Source organism: Limnohabitans sp. G3-2 (assembly GCF_002778275.1).
GTDB lineage: Bacteria > Pseudomonadota > Gammaproteobacteria > Burkholderiales > Burkholderiaceae_C > Limnohabitans_A.
On the sequence record NZ_NESG01000002.1, the window covers coordinates 356,800 to 370,414 of the forward strand.

Annotated in this window: 12 protein-coding genes; 5 read left to right on the plus strand and 7 right to left on the minus strand. The window is 57.5% G+C overall.

The annotated features are described in order from the left end of the window. Positions 1–5 precede the first annotated feature (5 nt). The 3 genes from B9Z31_RS03810 (at position 6) to B9Z31_RS03820 (ending at position 3,273) form a co-directional block, all read left to right on the plus strand. Complete coding sequence (locus tag B9Z31_RS03810; protein WP_143473808.1) at positions 6–1,280, plus strand: hypothetical protein; 1,275 nt, start codon at positions 6–8, stop codon at positions 1,278–1,280. Beyond that, positions 1,264–2,169 carry a family 16 glycosylhydrolase gene (locus B9Z31_RS03815; RefSeq protein WP_158235651.1) on the plus strand — a complete coding sequence of 302 codons (906 nt, stop codon included), beginning with the start codon at positions 1,264–1,266 and terminating at the stop codon, positions 2,167–2,169. The genes B9Z31_RS03810 and B9Z31_RS03815 overlap by 17 nt, the downstream gene beginning before the upstream one ends. 66 nt (positions 2,170–2,235) lie before the next feature. Then, positions 2,236–3,273: a LacI family DNA-binding transcriptional regulator gene (locus B9Z31_RS03820; protein ID WP_100118351.1), complete on the plus strand. Its 1,038-nt coding sequence runs from the start codon at positions 2,236–2,238 to the stop codon at positions 3,271–3,273. 29 nt (positions 3,274–3,302) lie between these two features. Here the strand turns inward: B9Z31_RS03820 and B9Z31_RS03825 are convergent, their stop codons facing one another. Genes B9Z31_RS03825 through B9Z31_RS03850 form a run of 6 tightly spaced genes read right to left on the minus strand, consistent with a single transcriptional unit; the run spans position 3,303 to position 8,430 of the window. Continuing rightward, complete coding sequence (locus B9Z31_RS03825) at positions 3,303–4,202, minus strand: DMT family transporter (protein ID WP_233200703.1); 900 nt, start codon at positions 4,200–4,202, stop codon at positions 3,303–3,305. A 47-nt stretch (positions 4,203–4,249) separates the two neighbouring features. Next, entirely contained in the window at positions 4,250–4,711 is a 462-nt protein-coding gene (locus B9Z31_RS03830) for a hypothetical protein (protein WP_100118228.1), read from the minus strand. Next, positions 4,708–5,199 carry an OmpA family protein gene (locus tag B9Z31_RS03835; RefSeq protein ID WP_100118229.1) on the minus strand — a complete coding sequence of 164 codons (492 nt, stop codon included), beginning with the start codon at positions 5,197–5,199 and terminating at the stop codon, positions 4,708–4,710. Before B9Z31_RS03835 ends, B9Z31_RS03830 begins: the two co-directional genes overlap by 4 nt. After that, the gene (locus tag B9Z31_RS03840) at positions 5,196–7,145 is read right to left on the minus strand and encodes a caspase family protein (protein WP_100118230.1); all 1,950 of its coding nucleotides are present in this window, start codon (positions 7,143–7,145) and stop codon (positions 5,196–5,198) included. The genes B9Z31_RS03835 and B9Z31_RS03840 overlap by 4 nt, the downstream gene beginning before the upstream one ends. A 29-nt stretch (positions 7,146–7,174) precedes the next feature. Beyond that, entirely contained in the window at positions 7,175–7,999 is an 825-nt protein-coding gene (locus B9Z31_RS03845) for a hypothetical protein (protein ID WP_100118231.1), read from the minus strand. After that, positions 7,996–8,430, minus strand: a complete 435-nt coding sequence (locus B9Z31_RS03850) for a hypothetical protein (RefSeq protein ID WP_100118232.1) — start codon at positions 8,428–8,430, stop codon at positions 7,996–7,998. Before B9Z31_RS03850 ends, B9Z31_RS03845 begins: the two co-directional genes overlap by 4 nt. A gap of 948 nt (positions 8,431–9,378) precedes the next feature. Between B9Z31_RS03850 and B9Z31_RS15465 the strand changes: the two genes are divergently transcribed. Further along, positions 9,379–10,596, plus strand: a complete 1,218-nt coding sequence (locus tag B9Z31_RS15465; protein WP_158235652.1) for a caspase family protein — start codon at positions 9,379–9,381, stop codon at positions 10,594–10,596. Positions 10,597–10,690: 94 nt separating this feature from the next. On the opposite strand, the gene B9Z31_RS03860 is transcribed toward B9Z31_RS15465, so the two are convergent. Next, positions 10,691–12,559 (minus strand): phosphoenolpyruvate carboxykinase (GTP), encoded by a 1,869-nt coding sequence (locus tag B9Z31_RS03860; RefSeq protein WP_100118234.1) that lies wholly within the window; start codon positions 12,557–12,559, stop codon positions 10,691–10,693. 292 nt (positions 12,560–12,851) lie between these two features. Here B9Z31_RS03860 and modA point away from each other — a divergent pair, with 292 nt between their 5' ends. After that, positions 12,852–13,601: a molybdate ABC transporter substrate-binding protein gene (gene modA / locus B9Z31_RS03865; RefSeq protein ID WP_233200705.1), complete on the plus strand. Its 750-nt coding sequence runs from the start codon at positions 12,852–12,854 to the stop codon at positions 13,599–13,601. The last annotated feature ends 14 nt before the right edge of the window (positions 13,602–13,615 follow it).

Genomic DNA, 13,615 nt, shown 5'->3' on the forward strand with positions numbered 1-13,615 from the left:
CCCATATGAAACTGATTGCTACCGTACTTACTGGTCTGTTGCCTTTGACTGCACTGGCTGTGGATTTTGGGCCTTTCACACTCACAGGTTTTGCAAAGATAGAGGCATCCCGCGCCTCCAACCAATGCAGCAATTGCCAGCTCAATGCCAACGAAGACAGGCACCGTCCTTGGGCCGACGCCTTGTCTCCCGGCGTGCCCTACGGCACGTCGGGCGGTCACTTGACCTTGTTCCAACCTTATCTTGGCACCAAGGAATTTGATCTGGGTGGCGGTTTCAAGGTCAAAGGCTTGTTGAGTCAGCGCTGGCGTGATGGCAAGCAGGACATCGCAGGGGTGGTGTATGAAAAAAATGCCACCGTTTTGCACGAAGACTACGGTCTGGTACAGGTGGGTGCCTTTCCAACCCGAAGCTGGAGTTTGGCCGATTACCCTTATGGCACCAATCTCGGCATCTCAGACGCGTGGGCTTCCAGTGGCGCTGGCTATGGCTTGCTGACCCAGGCTGTGCGTTATGGATCACCGTTGTTGGATGTGTCAGGGGGCGATCTCTACCTTGAAGCCACCTACGATGCAGGTGACTCCAAAGCCAAGGTGCGTACACCTGCGCTTTTTGAATTGCATGCCAAGTATGTGAAAGGCCCCTGGATGGTCGATGCCGTGGCCCAATCCGCTAAAAACGGACAAGCCATGGCATGGGGACATGGACCTTTCATCGGGGTGACCACCACAGATCCTTTTGAAGGAAATAGGGTCCAAGGCAACCAGCAATCTATCGTGATGCTGATGGCTCGTTACCAATTAAATGCCAAGACAGATTTGTATGCAGGTGTCCGTCACAACCGTTGGAGTGGTAACAAAGCGGTGGTGACTGGCTACGTGGCTCCGAATGCTTTGTGGAACAGCATGTTCAACGTTGATGGCGTAGACGCTGCAACCAACAAAGCCTACAGCGCCAGTTCAACCGATATCAGTTTGGGTGCTGTCTTCAGATTTGCGCCGAAGTGGAACGTCAACACAGGCATGGTTTATTTGGGCAAAGCCAGTACCCAAAACCCGGTTGACCGTGGCCAATCCAACACCATGCTGCTCAACACAGTCGGTGTCGGTTACGAAATCCAACCTGGCTTTTCGGTCTACGGCTTTACAGGCATGGTGAATTTTGGCAAGAAAGGTTTGGCGCCATTGAGCATGCCAGGTCATGCTGCATTCACCGGTGTTGACTCGCGGGTGGCCAAGTCGGGCAACTGGATGGGGGCAGGCCTTGTTTACACCTTCTAAAGTGCTCAAGGGCATGTGGGCAGCAGGTTTGATGGCCACTATGGTCGCATGTGGTGGTGGTGGGGACTCGAGTCCCACCGCCCCCGCTCTGACATTGTCTAAACCCGACAGTTATGTCTTGAAGTGGTCAGATGAGTTCGACACGGTTGGAGCGCCTGGGTCTGCGTGGACTTATGACCTGGGATCGCCATTATTGGGGGGTACGGTTTGGGGTAACAGCGAGAAGCAGTACTACACCAGCGACGCTGCCAACGTGTCCGTTAGCAATGGCATGCTGACCATTCAGCCTGTGCAAGGCGTACCTTCCGGTGCGCCCACAGGTTATGGGTTGTTGGCGACCTCATCACGCATCAAGACGGATACCTCTGAGTACTACAACGCCCTGAACGCCACGCCCTATGGCTTTTATGAAATCAGGGCCAAAGTGCCTTGTGTGGCCGGTGCATGGCCTGCGATTTGGATGATGGGCCGAAATGGAGATTGGCCTGCACGAGGGGAAGTCGACATCATGGAATGGTTTGGGGGGGTTCAAGAGTTCAGGAATCAGCCCAATCAAGTCCAATCGGCCGTGCACACCACATACAACCATTGGGGAACTGTTGCTGGGCTTCTTTATGCAAAGCGTAATGTTGCCAATATGTGCAGTGAATTTCATCGCTTTCAACTGCATTGGACCGCTAACGAGATCTTGATCGGCGTGGACGAAGTTCCGACTTTTTCCTACAAAAAAGCCAGCAACGCGGGCACTGACAAATGGCCGTTTGACCAACCAGCCCATATTTTGCTGAACGTGGCCGTGGGGGGTAATTTAGGTGGTCCCGTGAATTTGAGTGACTTGCCTGCAATGGCACTGCAAGTGGACTACGTCAAAGTTTGGCAAAACCGATAGTCATCCATAATCTGGTTTTAATGAAATGAAAATAAGTAGCGCATGAGCATTGCATCCGAAAGTGATATGACTCATTCGCCTTCGCCCAGGCCGAATGGGGTCAAGTCACGCGCCACCCTCACCATGGTGGCCCAGCAAGCCGGTGTTTCCCCCAGCACCGTCTCGCGCATTCTCAATGGCACCGCTCAAGTCAGCGAAGAAAAACAAGCCTTGGTGAAATCGGTGATTGAGGCGTTGGGTTTTCGGCCTGACCCGGCCGCCAGGAGCTTGGCCGGTGGCCGCACGATGAGCATCGGCGTGCTGACCCAGTTCATCGACAGCCCCTATTACGGCGAAGCCTTGCGCGGTATTGAAGACGAGTTGCACAAGGCCAACTATGTGCCTTTGTTTGTCAGCGGACACTGGAACGAGTCCGAAGAGAAAAACCGCCTGTTCATGCTGCAAGAGCGCAAGGTCGACGGCATCATCGTTTTGACAGGCAAGTTGGCCGATGAGACATTGGTTGAAATGGCGGCCAAGATTCCTGTGGTGGTCACGGGCAGACGCCTGAGTGCCCCCAATTTGTTCAGCATCGACTTTGACAACTCCGAAGGCGCGTGTCTCGCTGTGCGCCACCTGCATGCTTTGGGACACCACCGCGTGGCGTTCATTTCAGGGCCTTTGGATCACCCAGATGCCACCCAGCGCCTGCAAGGGTATCGGGATGAAGTACAGCGCAAAAATATGGCGGTGGACGACACCTTGGTGGTCTACAGCGATTACCAAGAGTCTGGGGGCTTTCGGGCCATGAATGATTTGCTGTCCACCCGTGTGCAGTTCACTGCGGTGATCGCTGCCAACGACCAGATGGCTTATGGCGCACGCTTGGCACTGCACCGCGCTGGTTTGCGTGTGCCTGAAGATGTCTCGTTGTTGGGTTTTGACGACCTGCCGCATTCGGCGTTCACCTTGCCACCGCTCACGTCCGTCAGGCAGTCGGTCTACGAAATCGGGACATCGGCGGCCAAAGCCATGTTTGACTTGTTGAACAAAATCAACCCGCCATCTCGTTTGGTCGAGGCGGAATTGGTGGTGCGGGAATCCACGCGCATCTTCAGGCGCTGAACCACGCGCCCTTAAGCATTCCAACGCACTCAAACCGTGCGGCGCGAAGCCAGGTAAATGCCCGGCAAAATCAATGCCGCACCCGCGACATGGTGCCAGCCCAAAGACTCGCCCAGGACGGCCCAAGCGGTCAAGCCGCCATACAGGGGCCCCAGGTACAAGCTCGCGGCGACCCGGCTGGCGCCCAGAACTTTCTGGCAAAACCCATAGGCCCAATAGGCGCCCACGCCGGGCACCAGCCCCGCGACCACCACCAACAGCGTGGCGTGCCAGCTCCAAGCGGGCGTCGAAGCTTGGTGCCACTCCCAAGCTGCAAAGGGCAAAAGGACCAGCACACCGCCTGCGCAGATGGCGGCCAAACGTGCCGTCGCACCCAGTGGGCTGGGCCATTTTTTTTGCAGCAGGGCAAAGCCAGCCCACGAGACCATGGCCAGCACGATCCAGCCATCACCGGCAATCCACTGCACTTGGCCCAGAGCGGCCCATTGGCCTTTGACGACGACATGGAAAACGCCAGACATGGCGACCAACACGCCCAGGCCCTGCCGCCAGGAAAACCGCTCGCCCAGCCAGAGCACGGCGGCCAAGGCGATCAGCACCGGCGAGGCAGCGTAAATCAGGGCGATGTTCATGGCGCTGGTGGTTTGAGCGCCTTCGTACACCCAGGCCCCGCAAACGAGCATGCCCAAAGCACCCAGCACCAGGTATTGCCATGCGTGCGCCAGGGTGCTGCGGCGTTCGCGCCAGAGTTCACTGCGGGCAATGAAGCCCACGATCAAGCCCGCCAGAGCCCAACGGCCCAAAGCCAGCATGTGTGGCTCCACCACGCCTGGCGCGGTTCGGGCCACGATGTAATTGACGGACCACAGGGCAGGCGTGACCCACAAGAGCCAAAGGGCTCGGCGTTCTCGGGATTCGGGGGTGTTCAAAATGGACAGGGTGGAGAGCGTGGCCCAGAAGCATCGGGCATGACGCGTTATTTGATGTCGATATCCAAATGCTTCATGCCTTGACGGCCTTGCAAATCTTCCACACGCAACAAAAGTTGGTGTGATCCTTTGGGCAAATTGGCTTCTTTGACGCTGATGCCTTCGGCCGTGATTTTGGCTTCATTCACCAAACGCTGAGTGATGTCGAGGCGCAGTCGGCCGTACAAAACCTTGAAAGTTTCAGGACGGACCGAGCTGGAGCCAGATGGCAGGAACAGCAATTGAATCGGTGTGGGCGATGCAACAGGGCCATCCAATTTGGGGTGAACAACCTCGATTTGGGGGGCGCCCGGTACGGGGCTGACTTTGGCGGTGAAGGCTTCACTGGCGGCCTGTGAGGCCTGCATTTCTTGCAGCGAGACCAGATTGAAAGCGTGGACTGGAGCCGTGAATGTCCAAAGGCTCAGCGCCAAAACCGGCGCTTGAGGCCACAAGCCAGCACGCATCATGGCACCAAGCTGATACGAACTCTGCGGTTTTCGCTGGCCAGTGGTTTTTCGGGTGTCAGCAAGTCGCTCGCTCCTTTGCCCTCGGCTTGGAGTCGATCTGCCCCCACGTTTTGCGCGATCAAATAAGCCTGAACGGCCGAGGCGCGGCGAGAGGACAACTCTTGGTTGTAATCGGCCTTGCCTTTGGCATCGGTGTGGCCTTCCACTTTGAACTTGAGGGCACCCAAGCGCTCGCTGTTCATGGCTTGGGCCAGGTTGTCCAGCAAGGGTTTGCTGCTCGCTTGAAGGCGGGCCGAGTCGAAATCAAAGTTGATCGACAAGTCCACATTCACCGGTTTGGGGGCCAAGTTTCGCAAACTGCGGGTAGCCGGTGGTGCCGGTGGCGTGAGCTTCTCGATCAGATCGTCTTTAGAAGCTTGTTGCACCAGCTGGGCCGATGCGGATGCGCTGACCAAGACCAGCGCCAAAGCAAGGGTAAAACGTTTCATAAAACTTCCTTCAGGGTGAGCAGTTTGGCACCAAAGCGCTCCGAGCCCTCGCCCTCCTTGTTGTGAACCAAGAAGTTGATCAGCGCAGCGCGGCCACCGATTTCATTCAGGGCAAATGTGAACGGGTTGGTGGCGGAGGGCTCGGCCATGGCCAAACGGTCAACTTGGCGAGGGCTTGAAGACACCATCACCAAAAGGTGGTCTGTGCCGGGTGGTCCAGCGGCTTCCAGTTGCCAGTCAGGACGGGGCAGTTTGCGTGTTTGACCGGCTTTGATCTTGTTGTCTTTATCGAGTCCGTTGGGATAGAGCACGTAGAAGCTCTTGCGGTCACTGCCAAGCAAGACCATGTAAATGTAGCCATCGTGGCTGGATTTGACCGTCAGGTTCAAAGCATCTTTGCCAATTTTCAAAACAGGCTTGCTCAAGGTGACATCCACCACCATGCGCGGGTCGCGCTGTTGGGCAATGTCGTTCAATGTGGCCAAGGAAGCCAGCATCGGCTCTGCGACAACAGTCGGAGCGACGGCCAGCGTTTCCTGTGCCTGTGCCTGTGCCTGTGCCTGTGCCTGTGCCTGTGCCTGTGCCTGTGCCTGTGCCTGTGCCTGAGCTTGCGCCTGAGCTTGCGCCTGAGCTTGCGCCTGAGCTTGCGCCTGAGCTTGCGCCTGAGCTTGCGCCTGAGCTTGCGCCTGAGCTTGCGCCTGAGCTTGTGCCTGAGCTTGTGCCTGAGCTTGTGCCTGAGCTTGTGCCTGAGCTTGTGCCTGAGCTTGTGCCTGAGCTTGTGCCTGAGCTTGTGCCTGAGCTTGTGCCTGAGCTTGTGCCTGAGCTTGCGCCTGAGCTTGCGCCTGAGCTTGCGCCTGAGCTTGCGCCTGAGCTTGCGCCTGAGCTTGTGCCTGAGCTTGCGCCTGAGCTTGCGCCTGAGCTTGCGCCTGAGCTTGTGCCTGAGCTTGCGCCTGAGCCCGTGCTTGTGCTTGTGCTTGTGCTTGTGCTTGTGCCAGAGCTTGCGCTTGTGCCAGAGCTTGCGCTTGTGCCGAAGGCCGTTGCGTGGAAACAGGGATTAGATTTCGGTTCCCCGAAACAGAGACGTGGTGAGGCGTCAGGTCTTTCACGCCTTTGAGTTTTTGATTGATGGAGGCTTGTGCGCACTGCTCAATCTCTGCCAGCGACACAGCACCCGACCCGTCGACGTCAGACGCTTTGCCCAGCAAGCAGTCGCGAATGCCCTGTGTGGCCAAGCCGCCTTTGCCGGGTTCATCAAAGCTGACCTCATCGGGACGAGATGAGGTGATTTGAACCACGTTTTCTTGCAATGCGCCCAAACGCGTGGACTCGCCCAACAAACCGCGTGTTTTCAGGTTGGCCGGCTTGTTGCACGCATCGGCCGCGCTGCTGGCTTTGAAGGTGAATTTGGGTTTGAATTCAATGCCGCCGATCGAACGGGTGGCGGTTTTGCCGTTGGTGATGCCGCCTGAATGGCAAGCATCGATCATGGTGATGACCTTGTCTGCATTGGCGGAGATTTTTTGCGTGGCCTTTGCCAGTTCGGCGTTGGTGATCGCTTGGCCATCGTGGGTCAGCAAGCCTTCGACGCAACCATTGACCGAAGGGTCCCAATAACGTGTGCCATGCCCCGAGAAGTAAATGAAGCTGCGGCCGCCCTCACGGGTGCGCTCGCCAAGCTTGCGAATTTCCTCGAGGATGTTGGCTTTGGTGGCCTGTTGATCCCTGACCAAGCGGATCTGGTCAGCGGGAATACCCATGGCCATGGCAATGCGTTTGGCACTTTCGACGTCATGAGGCACGCCCTCCAAGGTCGCGGCACCCGTGCTGGGGCCGTATTGGCTCAGTCCGATGACCAGCGCCGAGCGCAACGCAGGCTGTGTTTGTGCGTGTGCTGGCCATGCACTCAGGAGCGTCAGCGCCAACAGGAGCGGGATATTTTTTTTCATGCGGGTCAAACCGTGTAAATGAAATCAGCTCACAAGTTGCTGAAAGCTTTGAGTCCGGAGTAAAGGGCCATGCTGGCAGAGACCAAAGGTGCACTGGCGGTGATCAGGCTTTGCACCTTGTTGGAAATCTCGGTGATTTTGAACTTGCCATTCTCATCGCGGGCCAACAAGATTCGAAGACTGATGTTGTTGCGTTGTTGTTGCTTCCAGCGGCTGAGCAACCGAGAGATCAAATAACCGGTCAAAAAGGCCAAACAGATGGCCACGGTGTATTCCAGGGTTTCGCGCCAATCGCGGGTGTTGCTGGGCCACAGGGCCACCCCGTCGATGTGGGCCGTGATGCCCAACATCAAAACCACCGAGACAGTTGAGACCAAGAGGGCGGCCAACAGCTGCAGGGGCCCGTTCAGCGCACTGTGACGGGCGCAGAGGTAGCCCGTGCAGACAGGCAGCGTGATGGTCAAGAGGCGCAAAAACAAAGGCGGAGCGTCGTAGACAAAAAGCAAAATCCAATGGCAAAGACCAATAGCGGCGATTGTCAGGACGATAAAGCCCAACCAATTGAGCCAAGAGGGCGTGGGGGCCACCGAAGCGGCCGCTGACGTCTGCCTTGCGTCTTGTGTTTCGGCATAGTTCAAGACCGTCGTCTGGATATCTTGTGCTTGCAGCTGCGTGAGTGAGCGGGCTTGTTGTTCCGCCAAAGTCTTGAGTTCTGCCACCTCGTCTGCCAAGGCTTGCAAGCGAAGTGCCAGGGGTTTGAACAACACCAGATCACGCGTGCAGTGGCTGCACACCGAGGCCTGAACAGGCACATCGCTCCAGCAGTAGGGGCAGTTGAACGAGGCGTGGCTCACTTGGCGCTCAAATGGATGATGGTGTTGCCTTCACGGCCTTCGCTGTCGCGCACGGAGACGCGTATGGGGTGCGTGCCCGCAGGCACGCTGGCCTGTGGTAATTCCAACTGGTTGCCATTCAGGCCTGCTTTGAAGCGAGCGGTCAGATCGACGATGGGCTGTTTCAAGTACTCAAATTTGATGCTGGCAGGGTCAATTTTGGCCCCGCCTCGGGGTTCAAACAGCATTTTGAACGCGAAAGACTTGGCGCTCACTTCGGGGGGAGTCAACAAGTTGATACCCGGCCCGCGTGTGATGCCACGGGTAGCGGCCATTTGCAAATTGGGCGCTTGCGCTTCAGTTTCGGTGATCAATTTGGTTTGCGCACTGACGCCCGCATGTCCAAAGGCCATCGCCAGGGCCACGGTGGTGATCAATCGGTAAGAACTCATGGTGGGTGTTTCCCGCAATGGTGTGTTGGATACTGGGCCATTAGTGTAACAATTGGAACAATTGGAACAATTGGAACAATTGTCAGTTTGACAGAATACACAAATCGGTGCGCAGATGTGCCATAGAGACAGCAGGAACACTCAGATGTCATTGACCTTCTTCACCCCCCAGCCCCTGCGCTTGTTGTTCGGCTGGACAGGCCAATGGTCCTGGCTTGGACGTTTTTTTGCCATGGTGTTGACCACATGCCTTGTCCTGCCGGCCCTGGCGCAACCTGTCGGTGGAAATATTTACAAAGGTTTTTGCCTATGGGTTCGGGTAGCAGTGTGGCTTTACCGGAGGGTGCATGGCAAGTTATCAATATAAGTTCACAGTCATCTGGCGGAAATCCTAACCCTCAATCAATTTTTCAAGCCAATCAGCGCGCTGATTGGGAGGTGTATTCACTTAAGAACCAACAAATTGGCGCTCTCGTGCCTTTTCTCGTCGTGCGGCAAACTCTTAATTCTGTGCGTTGGGGAAATACGAATTGTTTGTCAAATTCGGCAAGCCAATTCATGGTCAATGAGCATGGCACGCGGAGCAACGAACTTCTTAATAAGTGCTCTCGGTATTTTTCTATTGGCAATTTTGATGAATGGAAAACAGGGAAGTTTTTCAGAGAAAATGAAAAACAATGGTGGTCTGAAGCAACAAAAAATATGCCAGATTTGGCAAGCGGTAATAAAAATATTTTCTTACTTGAAATGCAAGTTCAAGTTTATAACGGTAGGGGTATTCGTCTGGAGGCATTTCTTTTACCACCCAGAGGGGTAACGGTCGCCAAGTTTAAAGATGAATTCAAAGCTGGCAAGTTGAGGCCAGAGCACCAACTTTTGTCTGGCTGGACCTCGATTTACATGGAGTCCATACAGCAGAGTTATTTCAACAAAAAACCTCAGCCGATCATGGCTCTGGCTTATCCGGTGAACTCGGATGGGCAGACGCCAGCAACACCTGCAGACATCCAAATGGCAGCCGCTGCCCCCGCCACGGAAGATGCCACCGCCGATCGGGTAGAAAAAGAGCGTGAACAACGCACACAAGAGGTTATCCGTGAAATGGAGACGGCAAGCACCCATCGACCCCAGGCCAAGCCACCTGCACCCGCAACGGCGCCCGTGCTGACTGCGGCGCAGACGGTCAAACCCGCACCCGTGGTCAAGCCTGCGGCGGCAACACCAGCAACGCCAGCAGCGCCGGCCCCTGCACCTGTGGCAGACAACTCTGCGCAGCTGCGCTTTGAGCAAGAGCGCCGCGCCATGGATGAAGACAGGCGCAAAATGGCCCAGCAACTGGAGGCCATGACACAGATGCTGGCCAAGCTGCAGCAAGAGAATGTGGCCGCCGCGGCCGCTGCCAAGGCGAAAGAGCAGGCCGCTGCGGCGCCTGAACCCATGGCGCCCAAAGAGCCCATGACTTATGCCAACCGCAAGGCCTTGGTGATCGGCAACGACCTCTATGCCCATGTGCCCAAGCTCAACAACGCAGGCGCAGATGCCAATGCCATGGCCAAGTCTTTGGAAGCGGTCGGCTACAAAGTCTTCAAGCACCTGAATTTGACCGAGAAACAATTCAAACAGGCGGTGCGCGACTTCCGGCAAAACCTCACGGGCGGCGACGAGGTCCTGTTCTTCTACGCAGGTCACGGTGTGCAGTTGGGCAATGCCAACTACCTCTTGCCCATCGATGTGCAAGGAGACCAGGAAGACCAGGTCAAGGACGATGCCATCTTGTTGCAAAAGGTCTTGGATGACCTCGAAGAGAAGAAAACCAAGTTCGCCTTGGCGGTGATCGATGCCTGCCGAGATAACCCATTCAAGAGCAAAGGCCGCGCGATCGGTGGGCGTGGCCTGGCCCCCACATCCGCAGCCACCGGTCAGATGATCATGTTTTCAGCCGGATCAGGCCAACAAGCCTTGGACCGCTTGGGCGACAACGACAAAGAGAAAAATGGCTTGTTCACCCGCATCTTTGTCAAAGAAATGGTCAAACCCGGTCTTTCCGTCGACCGCGTGTTGCGCAACGTTCGCAATGAGGTGGTCCGCTTGGCCCGGTCTGTGGGTCACGAACAAACCCCCGCCTTGTATGACCAGGCGATCGGTGAGTTTTATTTCAAACAGTAAGCCTGCAAAAGCCGGTGACATGAAAAAACCGCCCCGGCGTGAAGCCGGGGCGGTTTTTTTGTGCCGCGCTGTTGGCGCGGGGCAGGGCTGAGACTCAAGCGGCCAATTTGGCCTGCAAAGCCGCCTTGGTGTCCAGCAGGGCCTGGGGCAGGTGGTAGCTCAGCTGTGCAAAGTGCTCGTCGTGCAGTTTGAACTCGGCTTGCCAGGCGGCAGAGTCGATGCTGGTCACGGCTTTGAACTGCTCGGCGCTGAAGTCCAGACCGGTCCAGGTGATTTCGCTGTAAGTGGGCGCCACGCCGAACATGGTGTCTTGGCCAGCGGCTTTGCCTTCGAGGCGGTCGATCATCCACTTGAGCACGCGCATGTTGTCGCCGTAGCCGGGCCAGACGAACGAGCCGTCTTCGCCCTTGCGGAACCAGTTCACGCAGTACATGGCGGGCAGCTTGTGGCCAGCGGCCTCAGCCTTGGCGCCGGTGTCCAACCAGTGCTGGAAGTAGTCGCTCATGTTGTAGCCGCAAAACGGCAGCATGGCGAAGGGGTCGCGGCGCACCACGCCTTGCGCGCCAAAGGCGGCGGCGGTGGTCTCTGAGCCCATGGTCGCAGCCATGTAGACGCCTTCTTGCCAGCTGCGCGCTTCGGTCACCAAGGGCACGGTGGTCGAGCGGCGGCCCCCGAACATGAAGGCGTCGATCGGCACGCCGGCGGCGTCGTCCCAGGCGGGGTCGAGCGCAGGGTTGTTGGCTGCGGCCACGGTGAAGCGGGCGTTGGGGTGGGCGGCTTTGACGCCGGTCTCTTTGGCGATCTGGGGCGTCCAGTCCTTGCCTTGCCAGTCGATCAGGTGGTCGGGCAGTTTGCCGGTGTCCTTTTCCATGCCTTCCCACCAAACGTCGCCATCGTCCGTGAGGGCCACGTTGGTGAAGATCACGTCCTTGTGCAGGCTCAACATGCAGTTGGGGTTGGTCTTCATGTTGGTGCCGGGTGCGACGCCAAAATAGCCGGCTTCGGGGTTGATGGCGTACATCTTGCCGTCGGTGTGGGGCTTGACCCAGGCGATGTCGTCGCCGATGGTGGTCACGCGCCAGCCTTCAAAGGCTTTGGGGGGCACCAGCATCGAGAAGTTGGTTTTGCCGCAAGCGCTGGGGAAGGCTGCTGCAACGTGGTATTTCTTGCCTTGGGGGTTGGTCACGCCCAAGATCAGCATGTGCTCGGCCAGCCAGCCTTGCTCGCGGCCCATGTTGGAGGCGATGCGCAGCGCAAAGCACTTCTTGCCCAGCAGCGCGTTGCCGCCGTAGCCCGAACCGTAAGACCAGATCTCGCGGGTCTCAGGGTAGTGCACGATGTATTTGGTGGTGGGGTTGCAAGGCCAGCTGGTGCTGTCCTTCTGGCCAGCCGCCAAGGGGGCGCCCACGGTGTGCATGCAGGGCACGAATTCGCCGTCGGTGCCCAGCACGTCGAACACGGCCTTGCCCATGCGGGTCATGATCTTCTGGTTGACGGCCACGTAGGCGCTGTCGGTCAGCTCGATGCCGATGTGGCTGATGTGCGAGCCCAATGGGCCCATGGAGAAAGGCACCACGTACATGGTGCGGCCAGCCATGCAGCCGTCAAACAGGGGCTGCAGCGTGGCGCGCATTTGCGCAGGCTCCATCCAGTTGTTGGTGGGGCCGGCGTCTTCTTTTTGGGCCGAGCAGATGTAGGTGCGGTCTTCCACGCGGGCCACATCCGACGGGTCCGAGCAAGCCAGGAAGGAGTTGGCGCGCTTGGCGGGGTTGAGCTTTTTGAAGGTGCCGGCGGCCACCAATTCGGCGCACAGGCGGTCGTATTCGTCTTGGGAGCCGTCACACCAATAGATGTTGGCGGGCTTGCACAGGGCGGCCATTTCGGCGACCCAGGCGATCAGTTTCGCGTTCTTGACGTACGCGGGTGTGTTGAGGTTCAAGCCCTGCATCACGGGTGAGTTCATGGGGAAAGCTCCAAAGTTTAAAAATCGTTTTTTCAAAACCTCTGGGCAGGGGCTTTGAAAAAACGGCTGCTGGCCTGAGATACTGGGTGGTCCACCCCAAGGGCGCATGTAACGGCTTGGTAACCTGCGGGGTCTCGATTTTAGGGAGCCTGCCTGTTGCGTGCCTGTCAGTTGAGACCAAAACACCTTTATATCTATGCAAAAAATGCATAACCAGATTTTGCCATGTTCGATGGCGACCAAGACACTGGGCCTCAGGCACAAGCGGTTGGCGGCGGTTGCGCTTTTGCTCGTGGCGAGTCTGTCCCCTTGGCTGGCCCAAGCCCAAACCAAAGCGCCTGCGCCTGCGCGCATCAAAATCGCCGCCGCCAGTAACTTGAAGTTTGTACTGGCTGACCTGGCGGCTCAGTACAAGCAAGAAACAGGGGTTCAGGTGGAGGTGAATTGGGGCGCTTCCGGCAACTTGGCTCGGCAAATTGTGCAAGGCCTGCCGGTCGAGCAATTCATCTCGGCCGATGAGGCTTGGGTGGAAGAATTGGTCAAAACGGGGCGCACGGTGGATGCGGGGCAACGCTACGCCATGGGCCGTTTGGCGCTGATTCTGCCTAAAAATTCAGCACTGCCCTTGAGCCAAGGTTTGGCGGCGGTCGTGCGCGCCATGAAGCCGGGGGACAAATTCGCCATCGCCAACCCGGCGCTGGCGCCTTATGGCGTGGCATCGGTTGAGGTCTTGCAGCGGGCAGGTTTGGGGCCATGGACCGCCGCGAACAAGGTGCTGGGGGACAACATTGGCCAAGCCACCCAATTTGTGGCCAGCGGCGCAGCGCAGGCCGGCATCACCGCATTGGCATGGGCCCAAGCGCCCGAAATCGCCCAGCATGTGCAGGCCTGGCCCTTGCCCACTGCGCTGCACGCCCCCCTTCACCAGCGCATGGTGCTGCTCAAGGGCGCTGGCCAAGCGGCAACAGACTGGCACCGGTTTTTGTTGAGCCCGAGTGCTCAAGCGGTGTTTGTGCGTCACGGTTACGCCTTGCCGCAATAATCGGCATCCACGCT